24 protein-coding genes, 2 tRNA genes and 1 pseudogene are annotated in these 23,651 nt (G+C 69.8%); 7 read left to right on the top strand and 20 right to left on the bottom strand.

The genetic code is table 11. The features are described 5' to 3' along the window. Positions 1-103: 103 nt before the first annotated feature. The 4 genes from ndk to EKD16_RS17505 form a co-directional block, all read right to left on the bottom strand. The gene (gene ndk, locus EKD16_RS17490; RefSeq protein ID WP_131099366.1) at positions 104-514 is read right to left on the bottom strand and encodes a nucleoside-diphosphate kinase; all 411 of its coding nucleotides are present in this window, start codon (positions 512-514) and stop codon (positions 104-106) included. 327 nt (positions 515-841) lie between these two features. Continuing rightward, positions 842-1,180, bottom strand: coding sequence for a DUF4233 domain-containing protein (locus tag EKD16_RS17495; RefSeq protein WP_131099367.1), 339 nt, complete (start codon positions 1,178-1,180; stop codon positions 842-844). 2 nt (positions 1,181-1,182) lie between these two features. Next, positions 1,183-2,529: a bifunctional folylpolyglutamate synthase/dihydrofolate synthase gene (locus tag EKD16_RS17500; RefSeq protein WP_242677023.1), complete on the bottom strand. Its 1,347-nt coding sequence runs from the start codon at positions 2,527-2,529 to the stop codon at positions 1,183-1,185. A gap of 154 nt (positions 2,530-2,683) precedes the next feature. Continuing rightward, positions 2,684-4,114, bottom strand: coding sequence for an LVIVD repeat-containing protein (locus EKD16_RS17505; protein WP_131099369.1), 1,431 nt, complete (start codon positions 4,112-4,114; stop codon positions 2,684-2,686). A gap of 335 nt (positions 4,115-4,449) precedes the next feature. Here EKD16_RS17505 and EKD16_RS17510 point away from each other — a divergent pair, with 335 nt between their 5' ends. Together EKD16_RS17510 and EKD16_RS25430 are read left to right on the top strand one after the other, a co-directional pair. Next, complete coding sequence (locus tag EKD16_RS17510; RefSeq protein ID WP_207391332.1) at positions 4,450-5,175, top strand: DUF305 domain-containing protein; 726 nt, start codon at positions 4,450-4,452, stop codon at positions 5,173-5,175. Positions 5,176-5,322: 147 nt separating this feature from the next. Further along, positions 5,323-5,481 (top strand): hypothetical protein, encoded by a 159-nt coding sequence (locus EKD16_RS25430; RefSeq protein ID WP_165498595.1) that lies wholly within the window; start codon positions 5,323-5,325, stop codon positions 5,479-5,481. A gap of 87 nt (positions 5,482-5,568) precedes the next feature. Here the strand turns inward: EKD16_RS25430 and clpX are convergent, their stop codons facing one another. The 5 genes from clpX to EKD16_RS17535 form a co-directional block, all read right to left on the bottom strand. Further along, positions 5,569-6,849 carry an ATP-dependent Clp protease ATP-binding subunit ClpX gene (clpX, locus tag EKD16_RS17515; RefSeq protein ID WP_131099370.1) on the bottom strand — a complete coding sequence of 427 codons (1,281 nt, stop codon included), beginning with the start codon at positions 6,847-6,849 and terminating at the stop codon, positions 5,569-5,571. Between the two features lie 251 nt (positions 6,850-7,100). Next, on the bottom strand, positions 7,101-7,760 hold the full coding sequence (locus EKD16_RS17520) for an ATP-dependent Clp protease proteolytic subunit (protein ID WP_131099371.1): 660 nt from the start codon (positions 7,758-7,760) through the stop codon (positions 7,101-7,103). Positions 7,761-7,808: 48 nt separating this feature from the next. Beyond that, a complete protein-coding gene (locus EKD16_RS17525; RefSeq protein WP_341351896.1) occupies positions 7,809-8,405 on the bottom strand; it encodes an ATP-dependent Clp protease proteolytic subunit in 597 nt (198 codons plus the stop codon). Positions 8,406-8,672: 267 nt separating this feature from the next. Beyond that, positions 8,673-10,082: a trigger factor gene (tig, locus tag EKD16_RS17530; RefSeq protein ID WP_131099373.1), complete on the bottom strand. Its 1,410-nt coding sequence runs from the start codon at positions 10,080-10,082 to the stop codon at positions 8,673-8,675. Between the two features lie 226 nt (positions 10,083-10,308). After that, positions 10,309-10,383, bottom strand: a tRNA-Pro gene (locus tag EKD16_RS17535). A gap of 113 nt (positions 10,384-10,496) precedes the next feature. On the opposite strand from EKD16_RS17535, the gene EKD16_RS17540 reads away from it, so the two are divergent. Next, positions 10,497-10,567, top strand: a tRNA-Gly gene (locus EKD16_RS17540). A 160-nt stretch (positions 10,568-10,727) separates the two neighbouring features. Here EKD16_RS17540 and EKD16_RS26195 read toward each other — a convergent pair. From EKD16_RS26195 to EKD16_RS17560, 4 genes are all read right to left on the bottom strand, one after another. Further along, entirely contained in the window at positions 10,728-10,877 is a 150-nt protein-coding gene (locus tag EKD16_RS26195; protein ID WP_242677025.1) for a hypothetical protein, read from the bottom strand. Between the two features lie 216 nt (positions 10,878-11,093). Then, complete coding sequence (locus tag EKD16_RS17550; RefSeq protein WP_131099375.1) at positions 11,094-11,570, bottom strand: DUF6247 family protein; 477 nt, start codon at positions 11,568-11,570, stop codon at positions 11,094-11,096. Between the two features lie 216 nt (positions 11,571-11,786). After that, the gene (locus tag EKD16_RS17555; protein ID WP_131099376.1) at positions 11,787-11,966 is read right to left on the bottom strand and encodes a hypothetical protein; all 180 of its coding nucleotides are present in this window, start codon (positions 11,964-11,966) and stop codon (positions 11,787-11,789) included. Positions 11,967-11,969: 3 nt separating this feature from the next. After that, entirely contained in the window at positions 11,970-12,173 is a 204-nt protein-coding gene (locus EKD16_RS17560) for a hypothetical protein (protein ID WP_131099377.1), read from the bottom strand. Between the two features lie 329 nt (positions 12,174-12,502). On the opposite strand from EKD16_RS17560, the gene EKD16_RS17565 reads away from it, so the two are divergent. The 3 genes and pseudogenes from EKD16_RS17565 to EKD16_RS17575 form a co-directional block, all read left to right on the top strand. Continuing rightward, positions 12,503-13,006: an adenylyltransferase/cytidyltransferase family protein gene (locus EKD16_RS17565; RefSeq protein ID WP_131099378.1), complete on the top strand. Its 504-nt coding sequence runs from the start codon at positions 12,503-12,505 to the stop codon at positions 13,004-13,006. A 197-nt stretch (positions 13,007-13,203) separates the two neighbouring features. Further along, positions 13,204-15,102, top strand: a complete 1,899-nt coding sequence (locus EKD16_RS17570; RefSeq protein ID WP_131099379.1) for an ABC transporter ATP-binding protein — start codon at positions 13,204-13,206, stop codon at positions 15,100-15,102. A 144-nt stretch (positions 15,103-15,246) separates the two neighbouring features. Beyond that, positions 15,247-15,411, top strand: a pseudogene (locus tag EKD16_RS17575) (zinc ribbon domain-containing protein); the annotation flags it as partial. A gap of 239 nt (positions 15,412-15,650) precedes the next feature. Here EKD16_RS17575 and EKD16_RS17580 read toward each other — a convergent pair. The 4 genes from EKD16_RS17580 to EKD16_RS17595 form a co-directional block, all read right to left on the bottom strand. Beyond that, the gene (locus EKD16_RS17580) at positions 15,651-16,313 is read right to left on the bottom strand and encodes a (2Fe-2S) ferredoxin domain-containing protein (protein WP_131099380.1); all 663 of its coding nucleotides are present in this window, start codon (positions 16,311-16,313) and stop codon (positions 15,651-15,653) included. 236 nt (positions 16,314-16,549) lie between these two features. Beyond that, positions 16,550-16,789, bottom strand: a complete 240-nt coding sequence (locus EKD16_RS17585) for an antitoxin (protein WP_131099381.1) — start codon at positions 16,787-16,789, stop codon at positions 16,550-16,552. Positions 16,790-16,945: 156 nt separating this feature from the next. Further along, positions 16,946-18,295, bottom strand: a complete 1,350-nt coding sequence (mgtE, locus tag EKD16_RS17590; RefSeq protein WP_394347283.1) for a magnesium transporter — start codon at positions 18,293-18,295, stop codon at positions 16,946-16,948. Positions 18,296-18,439: 144 nt separating this feature from the next. Beyond that, positions 18,440-19,543 (bottom strand): PP2C family protein-serine/threonine phosphatase, encoded by a 1,104-nt coding sequence (locus EKD16_RS17595; protein ID WP_131099383.1) that lies wholly within the window; start codon positions 19,541-19,543, stop codon positions 18,440-18,442. Between the two features lie 304 nt (positions 19,544-19,847). Between EKD16_RS17595 and EKD16_RS17600 the strand changes: the two genes are divergently transcribed. Further along, the gene (locus EKD16_RS17600; protein WP_131099384.1) at positions 19,848-21,116 is read left to right on the top strand and encodes a GNAT family N-acetyltransferase; all 1,269 of its coding nucleotides are present in this window, start codon (positions 19,848-19,850) and stop codon (positions 21,114-21,116) included. A gap of 252 nt (positions 21,117-21,368) precedes the next feature. Here the strand turns inward: EKD16_RS17600 and EKD16_RS17605 are convergent, their stop codons facing one another. From EKD16_RS17605 to EKD16_RS17610, 3 genes are all read right to left on the bottom strand, one after another. Then, the gene (locus EKD16_RS17605; protein ID WP_131099385.1) at positions 21,369-21,845 is read right to left on the bottom strand and encodes a ribose-5-phosphate isomerase; all 477 of its coding nucleotides are present in this window, start codon (positions 21,843-21,845) and stop codon (positions 21,369-21,371) included. A gap of 89 nt (positions 21,846-21,934) precedes the next feature. Continuing rightward, a complete protein-coding gene (locus EKD16_RS25435; protein WP_165498596.1) occupies positions 21,935-22,096 on the bottom strand; it encodes a hypothetical protein in 162 nt (53 codons plus the stop codon). Positions 22,097-22,201: 105 nt separating this feature from the next. Then, positions 22,202-23,623, bottom strand: a complete 1,422-nt coding sequence (locus EKD16_RS17610; protein WP_131099386.1) for an aldehyde dehydrogenase family protein — start codon at positions 23,621-23,623, stop codon at positions 22,202-22,204. Positions 23,624-23,651: the final 28 nt, after the last annotated feature.

The following is a 23,651-nucleotide window of genomic DNA, read 5'->3' on the forward strand; positions in this document are numbered from 1 at the left end:
TCCGGCACCACTCTCGGTTACGCAAACACTCCGAATCGATCAGCTCCCCGGACACCAAAAAAGCGCCGGGCATCGCCCGGCGCGAGGAGGGAGCGGGAGCCGCTCAGGCCCCGAGATCGGGGAAGAACAGCTTGATCTCGCGCTCGGCGGAGTAGGTGGAGTCCGACCCGTGCACGATGTTCTGCTGGACCTCCAGGGCGTAGTCGCCGCGGATGGTCCCCGGAGTGGCGGCGACGGGGTCGGTGGCGCCGGCCAGCGCGCGGAACGCCTCGACGGCGCGCTCGCCCTCGACCACCATGGCCACCAGCGGCCCGCCGGTGATGAACTCGACCAGCGACCCGAAGAACGGGCGCTCGGCGTGCTCCTCGTAGTGGATCTTGGCGGTGTCGGCCTCTAGCGTGCGCAGGTCCATCGCGACGATCCGCAGGCCCCGGCGCTCGATGCGGGAGATGGTCTCGCCGACGATGCTGCGCCGCACGCCGTCGGGCTTGATCAGGACAAGGGTGCGCTCCACGGTGGTGTCACTCCTCGGCAGTCGGTGCAAGAGTCGAAAGAATAGGGAGGGTCGGGCAGGGCCGACACTGCGGTGCGCCCGAGAGGCGGCGGAAACGGCCGACCGGCCGTGGTCACCCTATCGCTTCGTCCGGGTGCCCGCGGCCCGAGCGCAGCAGCCCGACCCGGGTCGACCGCGCGCAACCGGCCGCAGTCGACTGCCGCCGCGGCCCGATGGCGGCCTCCCCGGTTCGCCGAATGCGATCGCGGCGTTCGCCTGCATCCGGCGCCGCTCCGCGGCGGCTTCGGACACGATCGCCGGGATGGACCGGCCCCGGGAGGCCCCGTTCTACTCCTGCTCAGCCCGCTCCCGGGCCGCGTCCTGGGCGTCGGTGCGCCGCCCCAGCAGTACGGCCGAGACCCACAGCGCCAGGAAGACCACGCCCAGTATCGCCAGTCCCGGCACCACGAATCCGCTGATCAGAAACGCCGCCTGCAGCACCCAGCCCGCGTAGTAGGCCCAGGTGAAGCGCTGCAGCGCCGACAGCGCCAGCGCGGCGACCGCCAGACCGCCCCACACCCCGCCGGCGACCGGCGCGGGAATCCCCGCGATCTGGATTGCGACGGGCACCGCGAGCCCGATGACGACGAACTCGATCGCCAGCACCACCGCGCACATCCGGCGCATGCTCACTCCCCCTTGATCAGGTGGCGGGCGTCGCCGGCGGTGACGACCGAACCGGTGATGAGCACGCCGGTGCCGCTGGGCTCGCCGTCGGACTCGGCGAGCGCGACGGCGGCGTCGATGGCGTCGTCGAGACGCTCGTGCACGTGCACCCGGTCGGCGCCGAAGACCGGTTCGGCGAAGTCCCGCAGCTCCTCGGGCGAGAGGCTGCGCTCCGCGGAGTTGCGCGTGATGACGACCTCGCTGAGCACGGGCTCCAGCGGTTCCAGGATGCCTTCGACGTCCTTGTCGGCCATGATGGCGAGGATCCCGACGAGGCGGACGAAGCCGAACTCCTCCTGGACGGCCTCCACCGTCGCCGCCATCCCGGCCGGGTTGTGCGCGGCGTCCACCAGCACGGTAGGCGAGGTCCGCAGGATCTCCAGGCGCCCCGGCGATTCGACTCCGGCCAGCGCCTCGGAGACGATTTCGGGGTCGAGGCGGTCCTCCGCCTCGCCCGGACCGGCGAACGCCTCGACCGCGGCCACGGCCACTGCGGCGTTGCCCGCCTGGTGGGCGCCGAACATCGGCAGGAACAGCCCTTCGTAGCCGCCCCGCAGGCCCTTCAGCGAGAACTGCTGCCCGCCCACGGCGATCCCCCGCTGGGCGACGCCGAACTCCAGGCCCTCGCGCGCCACCCGCGCGCCGATCTCGGAGACGTGGCGCATCAGCACCTCGGCGGCGGCCAGCGGCTGCTGTGCGAGGACGGCGATGGAGTCGGGCTTGATGATGCCCGCCTTCTCCTCGGCGATGCCCTCGACGGTGTCGGGCAGGAACTCGGTGTGGTCGACGGCGATCGGCGTCACGACGGCGACGTCGGCGTCGACCACGTTCGTGGCGTCCCAGGTGCCGCCCATGCCGACCTCGATGACCGCGACGTCGACCGGGGCGTCGGCGAAGAGGGCGTAGGCCATCCCCGTCAACACTTCGAAGAAGGACAGCGGGATCTCGTGGGAGGCGTCGACCAGTTCGACGTAGGGCCGGATGTCCTCGTAGGCCTCGACGAAGCGCTGCTCGGAGACCGGTTCGCCGTCGAGCACCACCCGCTCGCGCATGGTGCGCAGGTGGGGGCTGGTGTAGCGGCCGACCCGCAGGTGGCGCTCGCGCAGCAGCGCGTCGATCATGCGCGCTGTAGAGGTCTTGCCGTTGGTGCCGGTGATGTGGATGGTCCGATAGCCGCGCTGGGGTTCGCCCAGCAGGTCCATCAGGGCGCGGATCCGCTCGGTCGAGGGATCGATGTCGGTCTCGACCCTGCGGGCGGTGATCTCGGCGACGGCACGCTCGTACTGTTCGCGGATCCCGGGCTCACTCACGGCGTTTCCGGTGGTTCTGGGTGCACACACGCCCACCCTACTCACCCGGGCGCGGTGCCGGTGCCGGGCACGCGATTCCCCGCCGCACCGCACGCGGCGGCCGGTCCGCCGCCCCGCGGACGGGGACGGCGGGCCGGCCGCCGGTGATGCGCGCCTAGCGGTTGCGCCCGGGGTGGTAGCGCGGCTGGCTCTGCGGGTTGAACTGGTCGTATTCGACCTTCTCGGCCCGCTCCAGCCTGCGGTCATCCAACTTGAGCACGTCGAAGCCCTGCTGGATGTCGGAGGAGTAGACGTGGCCGTTGTAGTAGTAGGCCGACCAGGAGCCGCCGATCCGCAGCTCCTCGTCACTGAGCGGACCGCGGTCGAAGTAGCCGATCTCGCGCGGGTTCTCGGGGTCGTTGAAGTCGATGATCGAGACCCCGCCCTGGTACCAGGACTGCACGAAGTAGTCCTTGCCCTGCACCGGGATAAGCGAGCCGTTGTGGGCGACGCAGTTCTCGGTGTCGGCCTGGTGGCGGTCGATCTTGAAGTAGCTCTCGAACTTCAGCCGCGGGTTGCCCCTGCCGCCCTTGAGGCTGTACACCGCGTCGGCGCCGCGGTTGGGGCCGACCTCCTCGTTGCATGTGGGGGCGCCGCCGCCGCCGAGCTCGTCGGTGAAGATCACCGTCTTGGCGGTGTTGCTGAAGGTGGCCGAGTGGTAGAACGCGAAATTGTCGTCGGTCACGCGCTCGGTCACCCGCGGTTCGGCGGGGTCGCGGATGTCCATGAGGACCCCGTCGCCCATGCAGGCGCCCGCCGCGATGTCCTTGCGCGGCAGCACGGTGATGTCGTGGCAGCCGGTAGTGGGCAGCAGCAGGCTGTCCTGGTCCTCGTTGCCGCCGTCGGGGAAGAGCACCGGCTCGTTGACCACCGCGGCCGAGGCGGGATCGTCCTTGTCGACCTTGATGATCGAGATCTTGTCGTGCGGCGGCTGACAGTTCGGGTAGTCCTCCGACGGCGAGTAGGACGACACGTAGACGTAGTCGGTGCCGCGGCCCCCGGGAACGAGCGTGTTGGTGTGCGAGCCGCAGTCGGTGGCCACGGCCGACACGTACTTCGGCTGCGACTTGTCGGAGATGTCGAAGATCCGGATGCCCTCGAACGCGTCGGCGTCGGCGGGCGTGGCGGCGGGGGCGCCGCAGTCCTGGCCGGCGCGCGGGTAGTCCACGGAGAAGTAGAGCAGGTCGCCGCTCACCGAGACGTCGCCCTGGCCGCCCTGGCACAGTACCTGGCTGACCACCTGCGGCGATTCCGGCTCGGAGATGTCGTAGATCATGAAGCCGTTGTAGTTGCCGTCGATGGCGTAGTCGCCGGTGAAGGCGAGATCGGAATTGAAGGCGCCGTACGAGGCGAACGGGCCTTCCTTGGGAAGATTCGCCAGGTGGACGACATTATCGCTGGTGGTGACGTCGTCGGAGGCGGAATCGGCGGCCGCGGCCGGGGCGAGGACGCTCGCCGCGACCATGGCTGCCGCACCCGCGAGGGCGACGCCGAATCCGCGGGGGCGGAGACGGCGGGATCGGAACGGCCAGGGGGATGGCGACATGTGGACTCCTTATCCGATGCATCCCGAACGATGCGAAAATACCGAGCAAGGGACGCGTTGTACATAGGAGCACACTCCCGCGACCTCGGTTCTACGATCGGTGATCATTAGCGCGATTCATTGCACAACACGCCAACATCACCGGAAAAATAGCCGTTGAACTGGGAAAGCACTCGCGTTCGGATGCGCCCAGCCGCGCCGTACCGACGCGAGCGCCCCGGTCGGCCGGGGTCCGCGGGGCCCGCGGGTCCTGGACAACCGCCGCTGCGACGAGTACACAATCCAGTCAGGGCGGCACCCGGGGCCGCCCTCGTCCCACCGCGGAAGGAGCCCCCGTGCGGCACAGGGTCACGGCGGTCGCGGCCGCCCTCGTCCTCTTCGGCGGCCTGGCGGCCTGCACCGGCGGTGGCGGGCAGGCCGACGGCCCGCCGATCCTCGATCCCGGCGCGCCCGGGGAGTCCGCCACACCGGCCTCGCAGGAGCAGATCGACGCCGCCGCGGCGGGCCTGGGACACAACGAGGCCGACGTCGAGTACATCCTGATGATGATCGAGCACCACGGCCAGGCTCTGGTGATGACCGACATGGTCGAGGGCCGCGTCGAAAGTGGGGACATCAGGACGATGGCCGACCGCATCTCCTCCGCACAGGGCCCGGAGATCGAGGCCATGGAGGCCTGGATGGAGCAGAACGTCTACGACCCCGCGGAGGAGAACCCCAACCACGCGGGGTTCTGCGCCCACGGCCCCGAGGGCGGCCACGGCGGGCACGCGACCGGCGGCTCCGACGGCTCCCCGGACGGCTGCCCGGTGAACCTCGACCACTCCGACATGCCCGGAATGGCCAGTCAGCGCCAGCTCGACGAACTGCGGTCGGCAGATGGCGCGGAGTTCGACCGGCTGTTCGTCGAGCTGATGACCGCCCACCACGAGGGGGCCATCACCATGGCCGAGGAGGTCACCCTCGAAGGCAAGCACCCGATGGTGCTGCGCATGGCCGCCGACGTCATCGCCGAGCAGACGGCCGACATCAACCGCATGGACGAGATCATCGACGGCTGACGGGGCCGCCGACACCCACCGCGGCAGTCGCTCCGCCATCACGCCGCCGGCGGCCCGCCTCGTAGCGCCCGAAGCCCGCCCGATCCCGGAACCGCGGCAGCAGTCGCCGCGTCCCAGCGACGCAAGCCGCACCGAGACGGGAGGAACATGAGAGCGGTGAAGTGGGTCGCGCTCGGCTGCGCGGCAGCCGTGCTGGTCGCGGGGCTCGTAGTCGGCATCTGGTTCGTGTGGCTGGTGCAGGCCATGGAGCAGGAGCCGATCGAGGGATGGCAGGAGGAGCCCGGCGCCGCGGTCGGCTCGCCGTGAGCCGCCGGGCCCGGAGCACACACGAAAGAGGCGCGGCCGCAGGCCGGTGCCCGCGGTCGCGCCGTTACGTCGGGTCGGCGGCGCCGCTCAGGCGCTCTTCTCCTCGCGCTCGGGGCCGCGCTTGGTACGCGGCACGATCGTGGGGTTCACGTGCTCCAGCACCGCCTCGCGGGTGATGATGACCTGGCCGACGTCCTCGCGGCTGGGCACCTCGTACATCACCGAGAGCAGCACCTCCTCGATGATGGCGCGCAGGCCGCGGGCGCCGGTGCCGCGGATGATGCCCTGCTCGGCGATCGCGTCGAGGGCGTCGTCGCTGAACTGCAGCTCCACGTTGTCCAGCTCGAACAGCCGCTGGTACTGCTTGACCAGGGCGTTGCGCGGTTCGGTGAGGATGCGGACGAGCGCCTGGCGGTCCAGGTTGTGCACGCTGGTGATGACCGGGAGGCGGCCGACGAACTCCGGGATCAGTCCGAACTTGAGCAGGTCCTCCGGCATCACGTCGGTGAACTGGTCGGAGGCGTCCTCGCCGGTGGTGGGCGAAGGCCGCAGCACCGCGTTGAAGCCCATCCCCTGCTTGCCCACGCGGGACTCGACGATCTTCTCCAGCCCTGCGAACGCGCCGCCGCAGATGAACAGCACGTTGGTGGTGTCGATCTGGATGAACTCCTGGTGGGGGTGCTTGCGACCGCCCTGCGGGGGCACGCTGGCGGTGGTCCCCTCCAGTATCTTCAGCAGCGCCTGCTGCACGCCCTCGCCCGAGACGTCGCGGGTGATCGAGGGGTTCTCGCTCTTGCGCGCGACCTTGTCGACCTCGTCGATGTAGATGATGCCGGTCTCGGCCTTCTTGACGTCGTAGTCGGCGGCCTGGATCAGCTTGAGCAGGATGTTCTCGACGTCCTCGCCCACGTAGCCGGCCTCGGTGAGCGCGGTGGCGTCGGCGATGGCGAAGGGGACGTTGAGGATCTTGGCCAGGGTCTGGGCAAGCAGGGTCTTGCCCGAGCCGGTGGGGCCCAGCAGCAGGATGTTGGACTTGGCGATCTCCACGTCCTCGTCGCGCGGGCGGTCGCCTTCGGACTGCACGCGCTTGTAGTGGTTGTAGACCGCGACCGAAAGGGCCTTCTTCGCCTGCTCCTGACCGATCACGTAGGAGTCGAGGAACTCGTAGATCTCGCGCGGCTTGGGCAGGCTGTCCCACTTCAGTTCAGTGGAATCGGCGAGTTCCTCTTCGATGATCTCGTTGCACAGATCGATGCACTCATCGCAGATGTAAACGCCGGGGCCGGCAATGAGCTTCTTCACCTGCTTCTGGCTCTTGCCGCAGAACGAGCACTTCAGCAGGTCTCCACCGTCGCCGATGCGTGCCACCCAGCCACTCCTTAAAACGTAGGCCACCCCGTCATCGGCCACCCGGCGGTGCCGCGAAAGCGGATGACGCGCCCTCTGTCCGAGCAAGCTACCGCTTCTGTGAGGATATGCCCTCCGGGCGAACGATGGTCGGGGCGATCTGTGCGTCGTTCCTCCGAGACTAAGCGAAGTTGCGGACCGGCATCACCACACTTCGGTCCCACGGCGTGTGGCGGCCGGTCCGCCTCCGACGCTCGCGGCCCGGCTCGTCCCTACTTCTGGGACGTCTTGCGGTACGGGAGGACGTAGTCGACCATCCCGTAGTCCTTGGCGCCTTCGGCGGTAAGGATCTTGTCCCGCTCGATGTCCTGCGAGATCTGCTCCTGGCTCTGGCCGGTGTGCCGCGCGAGCGTGACCTCCATCTGCTCGCGGATGCGCATGATCTCGTTGGCCTGGATCTCGATGTCGCTGGCCTGGCCGTAGGCACCCTCGGCCGCGGGCTGGTGGATCAGCACGCGGGCGTTGGGCAGGCAGCCGCGCTTGCCCTTGGTCCCTCCGGCGAGCAGCACCGCGGCCGCCGAGGCCGCCTGGCCGATGCACACCGTCTGGATGTCGGGGCGGACGAACTGCATGGTGTCGTAGATGGCCATCAGCGCCGTGAACGAGCCGCCCGGGGAGTTGATGTACATCTGGATGTCCCGGTCGGCGTCGATCTGCTCAAGCGTGATGAGCTGCGCCATGATGTCGTTCGCGGAGACGTCGTCGATCTGCACGCCCACGAAGATGATCCGCTCTTCGAAGAGCTTATTGTAGGGGTTCATCTCCTTGACGCCGTACGACGTGCGCTCGACGTAGGAGGGCAGGATGTAGCGGCTCTGCGGGCTCTGCGGCGCCATGCCGCCGCCGTAGGGGCTCGCGTTGTACTCGGTCATGTTCTGGCCTTCCACAGTGCACCTGATCCGCACGGACGGGGTCGCGGGTTACCTCTGCTCGCCGGTCACGTCGAGCGTGCCCTCCAGCACCTCGTCGATGAAGCCGTAGTCCTTGGACTCCTGCGCGGTGAACCAGCGGTCGCGGTCGGCGTCCTTCTCGATCTCCTCCTGGGTCTGGCCCGTGTGCAGCGAGACGCGCTCGAAGAACATCCGCTTCACGTACAGCAGCTGGTCGGCCAGGATTCGGATGTCGGAGGCCGTTCCCCCGATCCCGCCGGAAGGCTGGTGCATCATGACGCGGGTGTGCGGCAGCGCGTAGCGCTTGCCGGGCGCACCTGCGCACAGCAGGAGCTGGCCCATGGACGCCGCCATACCCATGCCCACGGTGCGGACGTGGTTGGGGATGTACTGCATGACGTCGTAGATCGCCATGCCGGCGGTCACCGAACCGCCCGGGGAGTTGATGTAGAGCGTGATGTCGCGCTGGCGGTCCTCGGCCGACAGCAGCAGCAGCTCGCCCACGATGCGGTTGGCGATGTCGTCGTCGACCTGCTGGCCGAGGAAGACGATGCGCTGGCGCAGCAGGCGCTGGGACGTCTGCTCATACATCGAAGGAATAGGCGACTCGGGCGTACGGGCGTCGATTTGGGACTCGTTGAAGGTCGGCGGCACTCTCGTCACCTGCTCCGGACTCGAAACGGTTGCGACGCCTGCGACACTAACGCCCGCAGCGGCCGGGCTCGCACGTATGGCGGGCCTGTTCGCTTTGAGCGCAGGTGCCGCGGCGCCTACCTGGGCGTTCTGCATTGAGCGCACGAGCCCCGCACCGGCCCTGCGTGGTGCGGGCGCGGCGACGGGGCTCGTTCTGCGATCGCGGCGGCGCGGGGCGCCGCCGTCGAGGGTGGTGGCGGACTACTTGCGCTCCGCCTCGTCGGACTCCAGCTCCTCGGCGCTCTCCTCGACGGCCTCCTCGGTGTCGGCCGCGGACTCCGCCTCGCCGACGCCGGCCTCGTCACCGGACTGCTGCTCGACAACGTTGCCCGACTCGTCGGTGATCGTCGCCTTCTCCATCACCAGGTCCAGCGCCTTGGAGCGCACGACCTCGGTGTAGGCCACCTGAATCTGGTTGGACTCGACGAGGTGCTGGGCGAGCTGGTCGGGCGAGACCCCCATGCGCTGGGCCTGCTCCATGACGTACTGGCTCAGCTCGTTGTTGTCCGCGGCGAGCTCCTCCTGCAGCGCGAGCTGGTCCAGGATGAAGCCGGCCTTGACCGCGGAGGTGGCGCCCTGCTTGAGCTCCTCCTCGAACTCCTCCTCGGTCTGCTCCGCGGACTCCAGGTAGGACTCCTTGGTCAGCCCGCTCTGGGTGAGCTGCTGCTCCAGGCTCTGCCGACGGCGGCCGAGCTCCTCGTCCACCACCGAGTCGGGCAGCGGGATCTCGACGGACTCGACCAGGTTCTCCAGCGCGCGGTCGCGGGCCTGGTTGAGCTGCTGAAGGCGGCGGACCTCCGCCATGCGCGAGCGAACGTCGGCGCGCAGCTCCTCCATCGTGTCGAACTCGCTGGCCATCTGGGCGAACTCGTCGTCGAGCTCGGGCAGCTCCTTGACCTTGACGCTGTGCACCGTCACGGTGACGTCGGCCTCGCGGCCCTCGTGCTCGCCGCCCACCAGCTTGGTGGAGAAGGTCGCCGACTCCCCCTCGGACATCCCGGTGAGAGTGTCGTCGAGGCCCTCCAGGATGGTGTTGGTGCCCACCTCGTAGGAGAGCCCGCTGGTCTGCACGTCCTCAAGCGGCTCGCCGTCGACGGCGGCCGAAAGGTCGATGGAGACGTGGTCGCCGTGCTGCACCGGCCGGTCGGCGCCGACGAGGGTCGAGAACCGCTCGCGCAGGTTGCCGACCTGCTCCTCGACCTGGTCCTCGGTGGCCTCGGCGTCGTCGACGGTGACCTGCAGGGCCTCGTAGTCGGGCACATCGAACTTGGGGCGCACGTCGACCTCGGCCGTGAAGGCGAGTTCGTCGTTGTCCTCCAGCTTGGTGACCTCCACGTCGGGCTGGCCGAGCGCGAAGATCTCCTCCTTCTGGATGGCCTCGTTGTACAGCTCGGGTACGGCGTGGTTCACCGCTTCGCTGATCACCGCTCCGCGCCCGACGTGCCGATCGATCAGCCGAGCGGGCGCCTTACCGGGGCGGAAGCCCTTGATGCGGACCTGCTTGGCGAGCGACTTGTAGGTCACGTCGAAGGCATGCTCAAGTTCCTCGAACGGAACCTCGATGGTCAGCTTGACCCGGGTCGGGCTGAGCTCCTCGACATCGGTCTTCACGGGGCGGTACTCCTAGATTTCCGGCAGTTTTCCGGGACGACCCGGCACTCAGGGCGCACTCCCCGACCACCGGACTGACGTACCGGCAGGCCGGCGCAGGCTGTGACACCGAGCTGCGGGGCCTGTGCTGGCTTTAACGTTTTCCTGCTGATCGTGCCAAGTCTAGGGCAGTCAGAGGGCCCCTCACGGCGCACGCGGCATACGCCCGGCACCACGAGTCATGTCGTCGGGGAGGCGGGATTCGAACCCGCGGCCTCATGCTCCCAAAGCATGCGCGCTAACCAAGCTGCGCTACTCCCCGTGATCCGCGCGCCGACGGCCGTGAAACGATGGCACAACCCGCGCTGCGAAGACTGTAGTCTGGTCTCCGTCGGCTCCACGAGTCTAGAGGACGCACCGGGCCGCCGACGCCATGCGGGCGTAGTTCAATGGCAGAACTCCAGCCTTCCAAGCTGGCCATGCGGGTTCGATTCCCGTCGCCCGCTCTGACAGCCGAAGGGCCAGGTCCGCCGGGGGTAACCCGGGGGCCTGGCCCTCGGTCGTCGCGGGGCAGTGCTGCAGTCGCGTTCAGCAGGAGGCGCTCGGGTCGTCCGGAGACCGCCTGATGGGATCCGGGGCCGACCGGCCCCGGAGGGCGTCACCGCCTCAATCGGTCACCTTGGGGTGCCCGGGCCCCGCGTGGATGAGCCAGACCAGGCGCTTGGCCTCGACGACGCAGTAGAAAACTCGGCCGCCGCCGGTCACCTCATAGCACCAGAGCGGATGGGGTTCACCGTTGATCCGGTAGGTGGACAACCGTCCACGGAGTCTGTGCTGCCTCTGTCTCTGCGGTTCGGGGCAGGGTTCGGATCTGATGTCCTCGAATGCGCGGCGTGTGTTTCCCGGAGCGCACCGGCAGAGTTCCTCCCATCCCTTCTTGGCGTCATTCTTGCCAAACCGGAGGTCCCACTCTTTATGCACGGAGGGAGGGGGAACCCGGTCACGATCACGTGAACCCATGCGGAGATATTATTAGAGATCTCCATCGGGAGAAACCGGACCAGCGTCGTCCACGTCCCGCTCAGTGAGGGCATCACGCAGCTCGGGATCGGCGTAGGCCTCGGCCGTGGAACGCCACGCCTTCACCACGGTCGCCACCGGAGTCAGGTTCCCCAATTCATCACAAGCTCGCACGGTCTGGGTTATTTCCACAAGAAACTCCCGGACCTCCTCGGCCGAAAGATAGCGAACCCAAGGAAAGACTTCGGGCATCGCTAGGAGCAGGGTCCTCGCTCCGTCGTCTTCCTTCATCAATGAGGCGAAAATCTTCGTGACGACGCTGAAGCCTTCCTCGGCGGTCTCCATGCGCGCGGCACTCGTCAGAAACAGGTCCTCAGCATCGCGCCGACGCAGCAGCACACCCTTGCCCCGGGCCGCCTTGTACGCGACCTCACGTTGGCGCCGCAAGAGGTCGGAGAAGGCCACCTCATCGCTGATCTGAGTACTCATACATCAATGATTGCAGAACTAGTACTGAAGTCAAGACCGAAGCACTGTTCTGGAGGGCCGTATCCGCAGGTCGAAGCTCTGGCACGGTCTCGGAAACCGTGTCACCCGGTTGTACACGTACTGCGGGTGAGGAGCCGCTGAGGAGGCCGTCGCGACAATGCGGAAGCCAGGTCTGCCGGTGTGACCCGGAGACCTGGCACGTGTCCCCTGCTCGAATCAGGCCGGGGTTGCGGCCTGCGGGGCCGCCACGCTCTTCCTGCGGCCGAACCAGGCCAGGATCGCACCGACGATCAGCAGTGGGCCGGCGACGACCCAGCCCAACGCTGCCGTGAAGAACCCGCCGATTCCGGCGATCAGGAGAAGCAGCGTGGACGTCTTGGACGCGGCCCGCGCCAATGCTCACCCGACGATGCCCAGCACGGCGAGGAAGAGGGCGATGAAGCCGCCTCCCGCGAAGGCTCCCGCGCCCGCCATGTCGAAAGCGGCACCGAAACCGGCGAACAGCATCCAGAGGATCGCGCCGATGATTCCGAATACGCCGCCGACGATGCCCAGGACCAGCGCCGTGGTCAGCATCCCGGGTGACTCCGTGTTGCCTGCCATGATGGCTCCTCCCCCGTCCCGGCCCGGTCGTGTTCGGCGCGCCTTCAGCGCCGACCGCGTGGGGAGAGTCCCGCCCGGCGCTCGGGACTTCTTCTCACGTCCACCGTCCTCCGCCGCGTGCGATGAGACCACCATGCCTGTGCATCGGCATCACCAAAGGAAGGCAACCGATCTCGCCGCGCCACCGGTGGGTAGCGGCGGGCGGTCCGCGACCGGCTCTCTCGCTCGGCCCGACTGCACATAATTCGCCGCCGCGGATATGTTGTGCGTGCGGGCGGAGCCGGATGGGCAGCCGACCGACCGAGGTGCGCCGGCCGTGAAGGTGAGTGATGACGAGTCCCGATCCGCTGCACGTGCCCGCTCTCACGTCGCGCTGGTTCGCCCGGCCCGAGTCCCCGGAGGCTCCCGTCGTGGTCACGGGCGCGTTCGACGTGTTGCATGTGGGCCATGTCCGCTTCCTCGCCGAGGTACAGCAGCGCCGACCGGAGCTACCGGTGGTCGTCGGTGTCGAGGACGACGCGCGTGTCCGCGCCTGGAAGGGGCCGAGCCGGCCGGTCAACCCCGAGGACGAGCGGGCGGAGCTGCTGGCCGCGCTGCGCTGTGTCGACGGCGTTTTCATCGTCTCCGGACCGGCGGAGGTGACCGGCTGGGACGCCTACGCCGACCTGCTGCGACCGCTGGGCATGGCCGCTCTCGCCTTCACCGCGGGAGATCCCTACACCTCGGCCAAGCGGCGCGGCGCGGAAGTGCTGGGCGCCGAGGCATGGGAACTGCCGATGACCCGGGGCCGCTCCACCAGTGCCGCGCTGAGTCGGCTGACCCGCTCGTTGTAGCGCCGCCTCGCGCCCGCCCCGGCGCCACGCCCGTGTGCCGCGACCGGATAGCGTCCCCGTGGCCGCCGGCGGCCTGCCCGCGGAGCGGCGGGGAAGGAGGTATGCGTCGGTGGTGTTGAGGCACTCGTAGAGGCACCGTGCCTACGCCTGAGGGCGCTGCGCGGGACCGCGGACACGGACAGGAACGGGGAAGCGCGATGATGCAGGGCGGTGGGCCCCCCATTTACCGGTCGCTGGTCAACGACGGCAGCGCCAAGCGCACCAGCCTGCCGCCGGGGACCGTGCGGCGCATCGCCGGCTACGCGCGCCCGCACTGGCGCTCGATCGCGTTCTTCCTGCTGGCCACCTCGGTCAGCTCGGGCATCGTCGTCGCCAACCCGCTGCTGCTGAAGGCCATCATCGACCGCGGCGTGAGCCAGCAGGACACCAGCCTGGTTACCGTGCTGGCGGTCGGTGTCGCGCTGCTCGCCGTCTTCGAGGCGGCGCTAGGGCTGACCAGCCGATGGCTTTCCTCGCGCATCGGCGAAGGCGTCATCTACATGCTGCGCACCCAGGTGTTCCGGCACGTGCAGCGGATGCCGCTGGCGTTCTTCACCCGCACGCAGACGGGCTCGCTCATCAGCCGCCTCAACACCGACGTCGTGGGAGCACAGCGCGCCATCACCTCGGTGCTGCAGTCGGTGGTCTCCAACCTCATCAGCGCCGTCGCCGTGATCACGACCATGGCGCTGCTGTCGTGGCAGATCACCCTGATCGCGCTGCTGCTGGTGCCGCTGTTCGTGCTGCCCGCGAAGTTCATCGGCCGCAAGGTCGCCAACATCTCGCGGGACGGCATGGACCTCAACGCCGAGATGAGCTCGCTGATGACCGAGCGGTTCAACGTGGGCGGCGCGATGCTGGTCAAGCTCTACGGGCGCCCCGAGGAGGAGGCGGACGCCTTCGCGGGGCGCGCCGCCCGCGTCCGCGACATCGGTGTCGCCCAGGCGGTCTTCGGCGGCCTGCTGTTCACCCTGATCGGCCTGATCACGTCGCTGGCGACCGCCGTCGTCTACGGCGTCGGCGGCAATCTGGTCATCGGCGGCGCGTTCCAGCTGGGCACGCTCGTGGCCATGACGACCCTGCTGACCCGCCTGTACGCGCCCATCACGGCGCTGTCGAACGTGCACGTGGAGGTCATGACGGCGCTGGTCAGCTTCGACCGCGTGTTCGAGGTACTGGACCTGAAGCCGATGATCGAGGACCGGCCCGACGCGCGCGACCTGCCTGCGGGCCCTCTCGGCGTGGAGTTCGACGGGGTGTCCTTCCGCTACCCCACCGCCGAGGAGGCGTCGCTGGACTCCCTGGAGCTGACGCCCCAGGCGGAGAGCGCGGCGGACACCCAGGTGCTCAGCGACGTGTCCTTCACCGCCGAACCCGGGCAGCTCGTGGCGCTGGTGGGGCCCTCGGGCGCGGGAAAGACGACGATGACCCACCTCGTCTCGCGGCTGTACGACCCGCTGTCGGGGCAGGTGCGCATCGGCGGCGAGGATCTGCGCGACGTCAAGAGCCAGTCGCTGCGGGACGCCGTGGGCGTCGTCACCCAGGATCCGCAACTGTTCCACGAGACGGTCGGGGACAATCTGCGCTACGCGCGCCCCGGAGCCGGCGACGCGGAGCTGATCGAGGCCATGCGCGCCGCTCAGCTCGAAGGGCTGCTGGCGAACCTGCCCGACGGTCTCGACACGATGGTCGGCGACCGCGGCTACCGCCTCTCGGGCGGCGAGAAGCAGCGGCTGGCCATCGCGCGGCTGCTGCTCAAGGCGCCGTCGGTGGTGGTGCTCGACGAGGCGACCGCGCACCTGGACTCGGAGTCGGAGGCGGCCGTGCAGGAGGCTCTGCGCACCGCGCTCGTCGGGCGTACGTCGCTGGTCATCGCGCACCGCCTGGCCACCGTGCGCGAGGCCGACCTGATCCTGGTGCTGGAGGACGGCCGCATCCTGGAGCGCGGCACCCACGAGGAACTGCTGCGCGAGGGCGGGCTGTACACCGCGCTGTACCGCACCCAGTTCGCCTCCCAGGAGAAGGACGCGCAAGGGACGGCGGCCTCGCGCGTGTGACCCGGCGACGGGGCGGGCGCGGAGTGTTTCGGCTCGGCGTCTCACGCAGCCGTGCCCGCAAGGGCGAGTCCGACCTGATCAAGCGCGGCGACAACTGGTACCTGTACGCCACCTGCGAGGTGCCCGAAGCCGACGCAGGGTTGCAGCGAGTGCGGCCACATCGACAAGAGGAACCGGCCCGACCAGGCCACTTTCAGATGCACGTCGTGCGGCTTTGCTGAGCATGCCGATGTGAACGCAGCCCGCACCATCTCTTCCAGGGGTGTGGTGGGCTGGGCAGTGAGTCACGCTGCCGACGACGCGGCCTGAAGCACACCCGCCAGTTGTGTGGAAGAGCTGCAAGCGCGGCCCTTCAGGGCTCCTTCAGGCCGAGAAGCTGACCTACTTCTCCTCCAAGGAGGCGACCCCCGCCGCGGCGACGGCCGGCGACTGAAGCGGCCGCGGGCCGCTGGGAGACGAATCCCGCGGGGGTGTCGGGGGCCCGCCGCGGGACACGGAACGGACGTGAGGCGGACGCCGGGCACGCGACCGCCTCACGTCCCCTCGGATCAGCCCTTCTTCTTTTTCTCGACCTTCTTGTCCCTTTCGCCGCTCTTCTTCGCGGCCTTCTCCGCCTTGCGCTCGGACTTGCCGGATCGCTTGCCGTTCTTGCTCTTCCGAGTCTTCTTTTCGGCCTTCTCAGCCTTCGCGGCCTTCTTCGGCTCGTCCGCCTTACCGGATTTCCCGGTTCCTGGCGCCCTGCCCGCCGCCGGATCCTCGCCCCGCGTCGCCTTGCCCGAGTTATCGGCCTTTTCGTCCTTCTTGGACTTCTTAGTCTTCTTGCTCTTCTTGGCCTTCTTCGGCTTCTCGGCGTCCTTGGAGGTCACCCGGTCCGCCAGCGAGTCCGGAAGCGGCACGGCGCCGGGCCCGCCGGCGCGGATCCAGGAGTCCAGGTCGTCGACCAACCGGTCCTCGGTGAAGGAGCCGAGCCACACCGGTCGGCCACCCGATTCGCGCCCTTCGGTCGACGGCTGCACCACGACGACGTTGGCCTGGAAGCAGGGTCCCAGGCAGTCACTGGTACGGACGGGGACGTTGCGGCCCTCGGCGTCGCGCAGCCCGCGCAGGCGTTCCAACTGCCCCTCGTGGTCGACTCCCGGACGCTTCTTGGCCGTACCGCAGCAGCAACCGCGGCACACGACCAGTCGGCAGGGCCGTCCCGTCGGGATCACCGGTGTCCGCTCCTCCTCCGCTGCGGCGGCGCGCCCGCCTCGGCTCGGACGGCCGGCGGAACGCGGAAGACCTCCCCACGGTATACCGGCATTTCGGACAGGCTTCCCATCCTCCCACCGCACCGGCGCCGACGTCCGGCAGGCGGTCCCCTCCGCACACAGCACAGCGGCCGCGGACCGTGCCCCCGGTCCGCGGCCGCCGCAGCATTGCGATAAGCCTGTCGCGGCGCCTTCCGCTAGCGCTGCCGGGACTCGCCCGACTCGCCGGACCCCGACTCGCCGGACTGGCCGGAGTCGCCGCCTTCACCGGTGATGTAGTCGGTGGCGGAGTCGCCGGCCTGGTCGATCTTCTCGTCGTACTTGCCGCCGGTCTTCTCCTTGGCGAAGTCCTTAACCTTCTCGGCGCCCTGCTCTACCTTGTCCTTGTGGCCGCTCGCCGCCTTCTTGATCTTGTCGAAGGCACTGCCCTCGGACATGTCGTCCACCCCCTGATAGGACACGTCTCGACTGATCTTCGATCGCCCACGGCGATACCCGCCCAGCTGGGGATTCATACCTGCGGGTGACCATCCGGTGTCAAGCGGCGACGCCGCGAGGGCCCGGATCCACCGCCGGCGCACGGGCCGGGCGACTCAGACGCCCAGGATCAGCCGCGCGATGGTGAAGTAGATCAGCAGTCCCGTGGCGTCCACGAGCGTCGACACCAGCGGCGCCGAGACCACCGCGGGGTCGACCCCGACACGGCGGGCCAGCAGGGGCATGGTGCTGCCGATGACGGCCGCCCAGGTACAGATGGCGATCACCGAGGCCGCGACGACCAGCGCGATCAGCATCCCCACCAGCGCCGTGCCGATGACCATCGCGATGCAGGCGAGCATCACTCCCAGCAGAATGCCGACCCGCGACTCCTTCCAGGCCACCTTGGGCAGGTCGCGCAACCGCACCTCGCCCACGGCCAGCGCGCGCACGATGGCGGTGGCCGACTGCGATCCGACGTTGCCGCCGGTGCCGGTCAGCATCGGCACGAACAGCGCCAGGGCGGTGACCTGCTCCAGAGTCGCCTGGAAGCCCTGCATCACGTTGACGGTCAGCGTGGCCGCCACGATGAGCAGCAGCAGCCACACCGAGCGCGCCCGGGCCAGCCGGACCACGCTCGCGGCGACGTAGTGGCCGGCCACCGGACTCGCTCCGGACTGGCGGGCGATGTCCTCGGAGTCGGCGGCCTCGATCAGCTCCAGCGCGTCGTCGAAGGTCAGCAGACCCACGAAGCGCTCCTCGGAGTCGACCACCGGCAGGGCGACCATGTTGGCCTGCTGCATCAACCGCGCGGCCTCCTCGGCGGGCTCGGTCGAGGCCACCCGCGGAACCAGCACGTCGACGATGTCCTTGACCAGGCCGTCGTCGTCGCTGACCACGAGGTCGCTCAGCTGCACGGTGCCGGCCAGCCGCCGTCCGTCGTCGACCACCGGCAGCGTGTAGACCGTCTCGGCGTCGGCGCCCTTCGCCCGCACGACCTCCAGCGCGCGGCCCACTGTGAGGTCGCGGTGCAGGATCACGGTCTCGGGCGTCATGTAGCGCCCGACCGAACCCTCGGGGTAGCCCAGCAGCGCAGCCGTCATCTTGCGCTGAGCCGGGCTGAGACCCGCCAGCGCGCGCGTGGCGATCTTGGCGGGTGCCTCCCCGATGAGCCGCGCCCGGTCGTCGGGGTCCATCGACTCCAGCAGCTCGTGGAACGCGGCGTCGCGCAGCCCCAGCAGGATCTCCTGCTGGTGGACCGGGTCCAGCCCCTCGAAGACCTCCAGCTCGCGGTCCTTGTCCAGCAGCCGGAAGGGGACCAGAGCGACGTGGCTGGCCATGCGCTCCAGCTCGTCGGCGATCTCATAGGGCTGGTGCTCGGCGAGCCACAACCGGATGCCGGTCAGGTCGTTGGCTTCGACCAGCTCGGTCAGCTCCTCGCCGGAGTCGACGTCGGCGTCGGACACGCTGAGCACCCCCTCATCGATCGCGAGAATTCCGCATGGGGCGCGGGGGGCCTCTGGACGCGGCAAGGAGGCGCCACTCGTCTGCCCGGGGAACACGACGACCCTACCGCCACGAGCGCGGCGCCGAGGACGCCGCGCCCTGCTTCAGTCGCGCCAGATGACGACGAGGGCGGTGTCGTCGTTCTTGTCCTTGCTGAGCATGTCGACGATGGTCTCGGCGCCCTCGCCGAACCCCTGGAGCGCGGCGCTGTCGGCCGCCTCCAGCAACCGGTCGAGACCGGAGTCGAGGTCCTCTCCGGGGGTCTCGATGAGGCCGTCGGTGTAGAGCATGATGGCGTCGCCCGGGCGCAGGCGGCCCTTGACCGGCGTGTATTGGGTCTCGGGCATCACGCCGAGCACGACGCCTTTCGCGTCGGTGGAGGCCCACCGGCCCGCGCCGTAGTCGTACTGCACCGCCGGCGGATGGCCCGCCGAGGCCAGCAGGTAGTCGCCGCTGTCCAGATCCAGGCTCAGATGCACCGCCGTGACGAAGCCCTCGCCCAGGGCCGTGCGGATGAGGTGGTGGTTGCAGTGCGCCAGGAACTCGGCGCTGGGGACGGCGGTGATCAGGCCGCTGAACGCACCGGAGAGCAGCAGCGCGCGAGTACCGGCGTCGACGCCCTTCCCCGAGACGTCGACCACCGCGACCTCCAGGCGGTCACCCTGGCGCATGGAGACGACGAAGTCCCCGCCGAACGAGGAGCCCCCGGCCTGGCGCAGCACCGCCGAGCCGCCCCAGCCGTGCGGCAGGTCGGGCAGCTCGCCCTGGGCGCGCAGGCGGTCACGCAGCTCCAGCAGCATCCGCTCGCCGCTGAGTCCCTGCATGCCCAGGCGCTCGCGCACGCCCGAAAGCAGGTAGGCGACCACGGCGGTGGCGCCGATGGTGACCAGCAGCCCCGGCCCGACCTGGGCGAAGTCCAGGCTGAACGCGGTGAACAGCAGTACGGCGGCGTCCACGGCGAGCAGGAACGCGAGGCTCTTGCGCTTGAGCAGCAGCCCGCCCGCCACGACGGTCACGATCACCGCGCTGGGCGGGAACCATCCGGGTGGCCCCCATACGGCGCCGACTCCGATGCCGACCGCCAGCAGCACGAGGGTGATCAGCACCAGCCGATAGCGGAACAGCACCTTGCGCCGGAGTAGCGCCGCCACGCGCTGCCACAGCGAACGCGCATGGCGGAGGAGGGGGGCGGTGGGCTTGCCGTTCATCGTGCCCGCACTGTAGCGCGCACGGCGTACCCCGGCACGCCGCCCCCGCGGCCCTCCCGGGACAGCCCCGTGTATGGGACCAACCGATATCCCCCCAGCGTACACACCGAATCCCGTATACAACCCCGCATGATCCAGTATGGGCAGAAAACCGCCCGCGCGTCAGGCTCGCACGGAGCTCTTCACCGATTCCCGGCGAATTCACAGTCTCAGACGGCCGGAAACCGGTACAGCGGACCGATCACAACCGGTGACCGGAAATTCACTCGCGCCCTTGACAGGTGCGGTGATAGGGACAGTGGACATGTCCTTCTCCCGTGACGCCGCCGCGGCGGAATCGGGGCCCGGCGCGGGATGGCACGTGCGGGTACCCGAGGAGTCCGAACTGCCCGCCGTCGCGCAGACCGTCCGCGAAGCGCTGCTGGCGCCCACCTTCGACCTGGACCGGATACGCGAGACCACGGAGCTCGACCGCACCCTGGCGGCGTTCGACGGCCCTCAGCCGGTCGGCACGGCCGGCGTCCACTCCTTCACCATGGCCCTGCCGGGCGGGCCGCGGCCCGTCGCCGCCGTGACCGGGGTCGGCGTGTGGCCCACCCACCGCCGCCGCGGCGTGCTGAGCGCCCTGATGCGCCGCCAGTTCGCCGACATCCGCGAACGCGGCGAGGACGTCGCCGCCCTGTTCGCCTCGGAAGGCGGCATCTACGGCCGCTTCGGCTACGGCCCGGCGGCGACGGCACTCGATTTCACCCTGCGCACCCGGGAGGCGGCGCTGCGGCCCGAAGCACCGCGCGATCCGGCGCTGCGGCTGCGGCTGACCGAGGCGGGCGATGCCCGCAAGGGAATGGCGGTGGTGCACCAGGCCGCGGCGGTGCAGCGGGTGGGGGAGTTTCAGCGCAGCTCGGCCTGGTGGAACAAGGTGCTGCGCGATCCGCCCGCGGAGCGCGGCGGCCACGGCCCCCTGCTCTGCGCTGTCGCCGAGGACGACGCCGGCCCGCTGGGCTACGCGCTCTACCGGACCAAGCAGCAGTGGGACGAGCACGGCGCCTCCGAGGGCAGCCTGCGGATCAAGGAGCTCTACGCCACCTCTCCCGCGGCCTACACCCTCTTGTGGGAGCACATCCTCACACGCGACCTGGTCTTCCAGGTCTCCCACGACATGGCGCCGCCCGACGACCCGCTGTTCCATCTGCTGTCCGACCCCTACCGCGCCCGCCGGCGCCAGGTCGACAACCTGTGGGTGCGCCTGGTCGACTTGCAGGCGGCGCTGGAGCGGCGCAGCTACGCCGCCCCCGTCGACACCGTCCTGGAGGTCGCCGACCGCCACTGCCCGTGGAACGCCGGACGGTGGCGGCTGAGCGCCGACACCACCGCCGCCCGCTGCTCCGCCACCGAGGACTCCCCCGAGATCCGCCTGGACGTCTCGCACCTGGGCGCCGCCTACCTCGGAGACACCCGACTGGGCGGCTACCTGGCGGCCGGACTGATCGACGAGGCGGCACCGGGCGCGGTACAGCGCTTGGACGCGGCCCTGCACCGCTCCGACCGGCCGTACTGCGGCGACATCTTCTGACCCGCCGAAAAGCGCGCCGATCCCGCGCCCCGGGCGGCACGCACGTGCACGAGGGGGGCTTTCCAGCAATCCGGATCCGTATTGCCGTCACGGCAGAGCGTGCACGACGGGCGGACCATGCCACAGCGGGCGGGAGCCACCGCGACCCGCCTCTCCCCCGCCGGCGCCCCGGAACCGGCGGATCCGCGCACCGGCAGCGCCGCGGATCCGCCGCCCGTCGTGCGAGGCCGCTCCAGGTGCGGCTGTCCGCCCTCAGACGCCGCCGGGCAGAGGCGGCAGGACGCCGGAGCGCTCGTAGTCGGTGAGCATCGCGATCCGCCGCGTGTGGCGGTACTCGCCGCTGTAGGCGGTGGCCAGGAAGACGCCGACGAGGTGAACGGCCTCCTGCGGGGTGTGCATGCGGGCGCCGATCGCGATCACGTTGGCGTCGTTGTGCAGGCGGGCCAGTCGCGCGGTCTCCTCGCTCCAGGCCAGCGCGGCGCGCACACCGGCCACCTTGTTCGCGGCGATCTGCTCGCCGTTGCCGGAGCCGCCGATCACCACGCCCAGCGAGCCGGGTTCCGCGGCCGTCTGCTCGGCGGCGCGCAGCACGAAAGGCGGGTAGTCGTCGGCGGGGTCGTAGCCGGCGGGACCGGCGTCGGCGACCTCGTGCCCCTGCTCCTTGAGCCAGGCGACGAGGTGCTCCTTCAGTTCGAATCCCGCGTGGTCGCTGCCAAGGTAAACACGCACGTCTTCAGTTTCCCATGAGAAGCGCCCACCCCCGGCGCCCCAGCGCCGGGAGCGGGCGAACGGATGTCGCGAGCATCGCCCGCGGGGTCTTACAGGGCCTGGAACAGCGACTCGCCGGTGGCGACCGAGGCGATGCCCAATCCCATGGCGGCGAAGAGGGCCAGCGAGGCCAGAGCGATCACGTTGGCCATGACCATGGCCTTGATGTCCTTGCTCAGCGGGCCGGCCTTCGACTCCGTCAGCTTGCTCAACTCACACCTCGTCGTTGGTGTCCGGACACGGCGCGCGGCGGGTGTCACCGGCCGCGCGAATGCCGATGATGCCACACCCCCGCCGGCGCCCTGCACCGGGGTCGACTACCGCTGGATGCCTTTGACCTCGCAGAACTCCTCGATGCCGTACATGCCCCACTCGCGGCCGACACCCGACTGCTTGTAGCCGCCGAAGGGCAGGCGCGGCTCCACGCCGGCGCCGTTGATCTTGACCTGGCCGGTGCGCAGGCGCCGCGCGACGGCCAGCGCGCGGTCGGAGTCGGCCGACCACACCGCCCCGGACAACCCGTAGTCGGTGTCGTTGGCGATGCGCACGGCCTCGTCCTCGGTGTCGTAGGACATCAGCACCAGCACGGGCCCGAAGATCTCCTCCTGGGCGACGCGCATACCGCCGACCACGTCGGCGAAGACGGTGGGCTGCACGAAGTAGCCGCTCTCGCGGCCCTCGGGCGCTTCGGCGCCGCCGGTGACCAGCCGGGCGCCCTCCTTGACGCCGGCCTGGATGTAGTCGCGCACGCGGTCGCGCTGGGCCGCGGAGACGACCGGGCCCATGCGCACGCCCTCCTCGAAGGGGTCGCCCGGGGCGTATTTCCGCGCCGCCTCCGCGGCGATGCGCACCGCGTCGTCGTAGTGCTCGCGCGGCACGATCATCCGGCTCAGCGCGTCGCAGCTCTGACCGGTGTTGCGCATGACGTCGGCCACCCCGTTGTGGACGGCGGTGGCGAGGTCGGCATCGGCGAGGACGACGTTGGGCGACTTGCCGCCCAGTTCCAGGGCGACCTTCTTCACGGTGGCCGCGGCGACCTCGCTGACGCGCTTGCCGGCGCGCCCCGAGCCGGTGAAGGAGACCATGTCCACGCCGGGATGGGCCGCGACGGCCTCGCCTACGACGGGTCCGGTGCCCGAGACGAGGTTGAACACACCCTCGGGCAGTCCGGCGTCGTGCAGCGCCTCGGTGAGGGCGTAGGCGGCCATCGGGGCCACCTCGGTGGGCTTGAGTACGAACGTGTTGCCCGCCGCGAGCGCCGGCACCGCCTTGAGCACGATCTGGTGCAGGGGGTAGTTCCACGGCGTGATGGCGCCGACCACGCCGTAGGGCTCGCGCACGACGAGGGAGCTGTTGACCTCCTCGCCGGTGAACAGCCGCTCCCCGTCGGCCTCCACCAGCTCCAGGAAGGTTTTGAACATCAGCAGCGGGAAGCCCGTCTGCACCTTCTGCGCGAACTTCAGCGGCGCGCCGATGTCGGTGGCGATGGCCGCCGCGATGTCGCCGGCGCGCTGCTGGAGCAGCTCCAGGGCGCGTGCGAGGTGCGCGCACCGCTCGGTGTAGGGCAGGGCCGACCAGTCGGGGAACGCCTCCCGGGCCGCCGCGACGGCGCGGTCGACGTCGGCGGCGTCACCCGCCGGGACCGCGTCGACGACGTCCTCGGTCGCCGGGTTGATGACGTCGATGGCTGCGCTGGAGGCCGAGGAGGTCCAGGCGCCGTTCAGGTAGAGGGAACGCATGGCCTCCACTTTCCCAGAACGGCGTTCC

Origin of the sequence: Streptomonospora litoralis, assembly GCF_004323735.1 — a bacterium.
Taxonomy (GTDB): domain Bacteria; phylum Actinomycetota; class Actinomycetes; order Streptosporangiales; family Streptosporangiaceae; genus Streptomonospora; species Streptomonospora litoralis.